The 6,674-nt window shown below is 58.7% G+C and carries 3 protein-coding genes; 1 reads left to right on the top strand and 2 read right to left on the bottom strand.

The window, feature by feature from the left end; translation table 11 throughout:
• Nucleotides 1–363 precede the first annotated feature (363 nt).
• Both P3C29_RS27690 and P3C29_RS27685 read right to left on the bottom strand, forming a co-directional pair.
• Complete coding sequence (locus P3C29_RS27690) at nucleotides 364–2,541, bottom strand: hypothetical protein (protein WP_029616157.1); 2,178 nt, start codon at nucleotides 2,539–2,541, stop codon at nucleotides 364–366.
• Nucleotides 2,542–2,747: 206 nt separating this feature from the next.
• The gene (locus tag P3C29_RS27685; protein WP_275965937.1) at nucleotides 2,748–5,009 is read right to left on the bottom strand and encodes a bifunctional diguanylate cyclase/phosphodiesterase; all 2,262 of its coding nucleotides are present in this window, start codon (nucleotides 5,007–5,009) and stop codon (nucleotides 2,748–2,750) included.
• A 279-nt stretch (nucleotides 5,010–5,288) separates the two neighbouring features.
• On the opposite strand from P3C29_RS27685, the gene P3C29_RS27680 reads away from it, so the two are divergent.
• Entirely contained in the window at nucleotides 5,289–6,635 is a 1,347-nt protein-coding gene (locus P3C29_RS27680) for an MFS transporter (protein WP_010176686.1), read from the top strand.
• Nucleotides 6,636–6,674 lie beyond the last annotated feature (39 nt).

The raw sequence follows: 6,674 nt of genomic DNA, 5'->3' as shown, positions 1-6,674 counted from the left end.
ATCTTGATGTTGCCTTTGCTTCACACCACTCAAGCCGGCCTGTAGGCCGCTGTGCTGTTGATCTGCTTTTGATCTTGATCTTAGGCGCCCCGTTAAACCACGCTGGCCGAACGCAGGTAGTACGGAGCGGGTAAACCGGCAGGACGCCGGTTTAGCCGCGACGGGGCAGGGACGCCCCGTCGCGGCGGCCCGCGGAGTAGTTCCGGAGAGAGGGCACACCGAGCCCAAGCGAGGTGCCGAGTGGTGGGGCAAGAGCGTTTTGCTTACTTTTGCGCTGTTCAAAAGTGAGCCGCTGTAAGAGCGGAACCAATAGCAGCCATCACCCAAATAACGGATATACACCCCACCCCAGCAACAACCAGCCTACGCAGTCTTCCCGGTATGGTTATTCAGCGAAATAACCTTGGTCTTCCCAATCCGGTGACGATAAATCTCACGCAGGTACTTGATCGCCTTCTTCACGCAATCCCTCGACAGCCGGATATCGTTGATCGACACAAACTTGTCCTTGTCGTTGATCAACTCACGGTATTTCTTCTCATACATCGGTTTGATCGCATACCAGTTGGTATCCAGAATCTTCGCCGGGTTCTCAAACTCATTGAGCAGCTCATCAATCCGGTCTTCATCAAAATCCTCATGGATGATGAAATCCAGAATCGAATTATCCAGCGTGTCATCAAACCGATACGGATTGCGTGCAAAGCAGCGCTTGATAAACGCCACGATCAACGTCAAAAAGTCATCCGACAAACACGGGCTCTTGGCGATCAGCGTGGTCAGGGACAAGTTGGCCGACGCCCCGATCACCAGCGCATAACGCTTGAGGGTCGTGTTGGGAAACAGGCTGTTGAGGTGCGTCTTGAGCCGGTTCAGGTCCATGTAGGACAGCTTGTAGTCCTTGGGCAACGACACAATCGACACCACCGACGAGCAGTTCTTGAAGAAGTGCAGGTCATGCAGCGCCGCCGCGTCATACCCGGAATTCTTATACTGCTCCAGGGACGCCTTGTAGCGTTTGGACTCTATCGGCAGCAGGCTGATGCCTTCGATCGCCTGGGTCACTTTGTTGAAGTGCGGCAGGTCAATGGAACGGAAAAACAGGTCGTCGATGTTCAGCCGCTGCGGCTCTTTTTCGAACACCTTGAACTTGTCGCTTGAAGGCGCCGGGGTTTCCGGCACCACCGATTCGGCGTAGGCAATCGCCACCGGGCCGGCCAGGCTCATGAACAGGTCGTTGGCATCCAGGCGGATGGTCTCGCCGATGTCGATCCCGGCCCGGCGGAAATAGTTCTGGTCGTAGTCGGTCGTCACCGCCTGGGCCGTCAGGATGTTGAAGATCTGCTGCGAGATGTACTGGTTGGCGTGCTTTTCCATGGCATTGACATCAATGTTCTGGATGTTGCCGTCATCGCTTTCCTCGGCGTAACGCATGATGTCGTTGGAGATCAGCATCATCGCGTTCCACGGCCGGATGCGGCCTTTCACGCTGGCTTCGCTGCTGTCTTCATTGTCGAAGTTGTACGAGAAGTCCCATTCTTCCGACAGGTATTTGCACAACAGGCGCCCGGCGTTGATGTGCAAGGCTTCGGACATTTCGCTGCGGTGATCGGAGATGTTCGGCAGCACGCAAATGCCGCTGGTGAAGATCGGCTCGAACACGAAGGCGTGGCCGCTCTTGCTGTCGTGCTCGTCGGCGGGCTTGGTGTCGAACGTCTTGTTCATGTACGAGTGCTGTTGGGCCAAGCCGAATTCCGAGGCCATGCCCGAACCGGTACCGCCGCCGGCGCTGAAGATCGAGAAGTACAGGCGCGACTGGTTGGCCTTGATGCCGCAGGAGTCGATCAGGTACGAATGGATCATCTTCCAGTCGGGGCTGGAAAAGCGTTGGGTGTCTTTGTTGAGGATGATCTTGGCCAGGTACTGGCCGAGGATTGGCGCGTTACCGGCGCCACCGGCATGGACTTCCGAGAGGTCCATGATTTTCATTTTGCTGTAGTCCCGCAGGAAACCGCTTTTCTCACCCTTGCGCGAGAAGCGGATGCGCCCGGCAATGTCCTTGTCCAGGTCGCCCAGCATCACCAGCGGCTCGACCAGGAATACCGGCTTGGTGCCCTTGTTCGAACCCAGGCGCAAGTTGTTGCGAATCCACTGGGCCGGGCGGTAGCCCTTGTCGGTGGATTTATCTTCGTTGCTGAATTCGTTGAGGTAGAACTTGCGGGCGTTGTAGACCAGCTCCGCCACGTCCAGGGCAATGTTCGAACCGCAGCGGCCCAGGCCGATCAGGCACACCGAGGGGAATTCCTGCTCGTTGCGCAGTTCACCGTCGACTTCCAGGTGCGGTGCACGCGGGAACACCATGTCGCGCAGGCCGTCGAGGTTGTCGAGGATGCGGTCGGTGTTGGTCTCGGTGAAGTACAGGTACTGCTGGGTGGCCAGCGGGCGGGCGGTGCTCAATGACTTTGAACCTGAGGGTTTTTCCGCAGGAGTTGTCAGCAACACGTCGGATACCGCGGTGGCAGAGTTATTTTTAGAAGTCATTGTGCGCCATGTGCCTGGACGGATGGCTGAAGAGGTGCCAAATAGCCATCACGGAATGAGAGATCGCGACTTTACAGTGCGTCCTGGTCCTGGGCGATAGGGTTTAACCCTAGGGTTTTAAGGGGAAATCCTGGCCGGACTCTGATGAATCGGCCGTTCGTCGGCGTTCTTTAATGAAATGATGGCGATTTGCCAAATTTTCGGCGTCAGCGAATTGGCCGAACGATGGCGGGTGGGCTCGCACGGCCCGAGGGCGGGTCTTTCGGCGCGGGTTCACCGCCGGTAATGCCCAGCAGGCTGAACATGTTGTGCGAATCAAGGCCGTTGATCACTGCGCTGATATCACTCATCGGCACTGCAGCACTGAGCAAGTAACCCTGGACGAAATCACAGCCGTGTTTTTGCACCACTTCCAGCTGTTGCAGGGTTTCCACGCCTTCGGTCACCACCTGCAGGTGCAGGGTGTGGGCCATGCCGATAATGGCCTGGACAATCTCTATGTCGGCGTTGGACTTGGGGATGTCCTGGATAAAGGAGCGGTCGATTTTCAAGGTGTTCAGCGGCAGGCGCTTGAGGTAGGCGAGGGACGAATAGCCGGTGCCGAAGTCGTCAATCGACAGCGAGACACCCAAGGCTCGGATTTGCCGCAGCAGCGCCAGGGTGCTGCTGATATTGCCCATCAGGGCGTTTTCGGTCACTTCCAGTTCCAGGCGGTTGGCAGCGATGCCGCCGAAACGCAGGGCGTTTTCGATTTCATCCGCCAGCTCGTCGCGGGTCAGGTTCAGGGCCGAGCAATTGACCGCCATGATCAATTCACTATGACCCTGCTCCGACAGCAAACTCAGGTCGTGACAGGCCTGGCGCAGTACCCAGTGATCCAGTTCGGCAATCAGCCCGTTATTTTCGGCAATGCCGATGAATCGGTCCGGGGTCAGCAGGCCGTGTTGCGGGTGTTGCCAGCGCACCAGGGCCTCAAGGCGCGTGATCTTGCCTTTTTTCAGGTCCAGGATCGGTTGGTAGAACAGCACCAGCTCGTTCTTGCCGCGCAGGGCGGCGCGCAGTTCTTCTTCCAGTTGCAGTTCCAGGAAGGCCCGGGTTTTCAGGTTGGAGCTGAAGAAGTTCAGGCTGTTGCGCCCGGCATCCTTGGACTGATACAGCGCCAGGTCGGCGGTTTTCAGCAATTCTTCGCTGGTTTTGCCGTCTTCGGGGAAGAGGCTGATGCCGATGCTGGTGGTCATCACCATGCGCCGGCCCGCCAGTTCGATGGGGTCTTTCATTTTCTGCATGATGCGCTGGGCCATGTGCCGCGCCTCATCGCGATGATGGATGCTGATCAGGATGCAGAACTCGTCACCGCCAAACCGCGCGACCACGTCGTCATGGCTGCGCACCGAGCTTTTGATATGGCCGGCCAGCACGGTCAGCAGTTCGTCACCGGCGTCATGGCCGAGGCTGTCGTTGATGCGCTTGAAGTGGTCGATATCCAGGAAGATCACCGCCAGCATGCCGTCGGTGGCGGTTTTTTCCGCGAGTTTCTCGGCGAAGATCTGGTTGAAACCACGGCGGTTGAGCAGGCTGGTCAAGGCGTCGTAATGCGCCACCTGTTGCAGGGAAGCCCGGGCCTGGTCCAGCTCGGTGAGCAGGGCATTGACCCGGCGCAGGTCGGTTTCCTTGTGCTGCAGTTTCTTGTCGGCCAGGGCTGCGCTGATGCTGCTGCCGATCACCAGCAGGGCGATGACCGCCACCAGCAGGCCCAGTTGGATCGGGTTGTTGTCCACGGGCAGCGCCGAGGGCACGACATCCTCGGGCACCAGCAGTTGCAGGGCCGCCATGCCGGTGAAGTGCATGCTGATAATGCCGGCACCGAGCACCAGGCTGGCCGCGTACTTGAGTAATTGATGGAACATGCCGGTGCCGTTGCGCAGGTACAGCGACAGCAGCAATGCCGCCAGGCTGGCGCCGATGGCAATCACCACCGAGGCCAGGAACAGCCCCGTCTGAAAGTACACGCTCGCTTCGGAGCGCATGGCCGACATGCCGACGTAGTGCATCAGCGCAATACCCAGGCCCATCCACACCGACGCCAGCACATATTGGTAAGCACGCAGCTTTGGGTGACTGAGGGTTTGCATGGCGAACAGCGACGCGATCAGGGCGATCAGCAGCGAGGCGAACGTCATGATCAATTCGTAGTGGATTGCGATAGGCGCCTGGAAGGCCAGCATGCTGATGAAGTGGGTGGCCCAGATTCCGCCTGCCAGGCAGCCCGCGCCTACCCAGCGCCAGTGCCGTTGAGCCTTGAGGTTATCGACATGGCCGACACGCTCGGCCATGTCCAGGGTGCCAAAGCCCGCTGCACACGCCACCACGTAAGCCAGTAGCACCAGAAAGGGGTTATGACTGCAATTGAGTAATAAGTGCCCGCTGTCCGGAAGGTCGGTAAAAAAATGCAAACCAAGCCATTCCATAGCATGTCCCGTCATAAGTCTTTGCCTGACAATGCTCTGAGTATAGAGAGCCTGAGCGGGTTGCAAGGGCTGATGGCAGATTGCTTCTAATCATTTGGCGATGAATTTATAAACAACTAGAACTAAATGAATAGGGATGACAGCCAGGGTCGCCCGATGGAGTGACATCAGACTTACGAATCATTACAGACAATCCCCACGGGGCTGACTAGATTGCAGGTTCCGGGCTCAGGATGCGTCTGGCATCGCGGCTCACATAACAATAAAAGAGACGGACCCATGCAGAACTCGACCCAAGCGGCGAATGCCTGGCGCATTCTGTTCCTGCTGTTCCTGGCCAACCTGTTCAACTTTTTCGACCGCACCATTCCCGCGATCATCATCGAACCGATCCGCATGGAATGGCACCTCAGCGACTTCCAGCTCGGCATCATCGGCACCGCGTTTACCATTGTTTATGCGATTGCCGGCCTGCCCCTCGGGCGCATGGCCGACACCGGCTCACGCAGCAAACTCATGGGCTGGGGGCTGGCGGCGTGGAGCGGCCTGACGGCCGTCAATGGTCTGGTGGGCAGCTTCTGGACGTTTTTGCTGGTGCGCATGGGCATCGGGATCGGCGAGGCCAGTTATGCGCCGGCGGCCAACTCGCTGATCGGCGACCTGTTTCCGGCCCATCGCCGGGCCCGGGCCATGGGGATCTTCATGCTGGGCCTGCCGTTGGGCCTGTTGCTGGCGTTCTTCACCATTGGTGCGATGGTCAAGGCATTCGACAGCTGGCGCGCACCGTTCTTTATTGCCGCGGTGCCGGGGCTGATCCTCGCGGTCTTCATGTTCTACATCAAGGAACCCAAGCGCGGCGCGGCGGAAACCGTGCAAGTCTCCCAGGAGAAAGTCGACCGGCCAATTCGCCGGGTGCTGGCGGTGCCGACGTTCCTCTGGCTGGTGCTGGCCGGCTTGTGCTTCAACTTCGCCACCTACGCGTGCAACTCGTTCCTGGTGCCGATGCTGCAGCGCTATTTCCTGCTGCCGTTGCAGGATGCGGCCGTGGCGACCGGTGTTATCGTCGGTATTACCGGCCTGGTAGGCCTGACCCTGGGCGGCTGGATTGCCGACAAGATCCATCAACGTATCGCTAATGGCCGGCTGCTGTTCGCGGCGTGCAGCCTGATCATCTCCACCGTCACCACGGCTTGGGCGTTGCACGCGGGGCGGATCGAGATTGGTGTGTTTGTGGCGTTGTTCAGTGTGGGCTGGCTGTTTGCCTACAACTTCTACACCTGCGTGTACACGGCGATCCAGGACGTGGTTGAGCCGCGCCTGCGGGCGACGGCGATGGCGTTATTCTTCGCCGGCTTGTATTTGCTGGGCGGTGGCATGGGGCCGATTGTGGTGGGTGGGTTGTCGGATCATTTTGCTCATTCGGCGATGTATGCGGCGGGTGCGGAGCAGATGACCGAGGCTTATAAAGCCATTGGGTTGCACGATGCCATGTACCTGATTCCGGTGGCGCTGTTCCTGACCATGCTGTTTCTGTTCCAGGCGTCCCGCAGTTTTGTGCGTGATGCCAAGCGGATGAAGGATGGGTTGGGGGCGGTGGAGGTGCCGGCCAGGGCGGTGACTGCCTGAGACCGAGGTGAGGCTATCGCAGGCAAGCCAGCTCCCACA

Source organism: Pseudomonas sp. 1912-s (assembly GCF_029269205.1).
Lineage (GTDB): Bacteria > Pseudomonadota > Gammaproteobacteria > Pseudomonadales > Pseudomonadaceae > Aquipseudomonas.
This window is presented reverse-complemented; position numbering and strand designations above follow the sequence as displayed.

Coding starts and splice junctions, on each gene's coding strand:
- P3C29_RS27690 (WP_029616157.1), bottom strand. CDS start 2,541: ATGACTTCTAAAAATAACTCTGCCACCGCGGTATCCGACGTGTTGCTG.
- P3C29_RS27685 (WP_275965937.1), bottom strand. CDS start 5,009: ATGGAATGGCTTGGTTTGCATTTTTTTACCGACCTTCCGGACAGCGGG.
- P3C29_RS27680 (WP_010176686.1), top strand. CDS start 5,289: ATGCAGAACTCGACCCAAGCGGCGAATGCCTGGCGCATTCTGTTCCTG.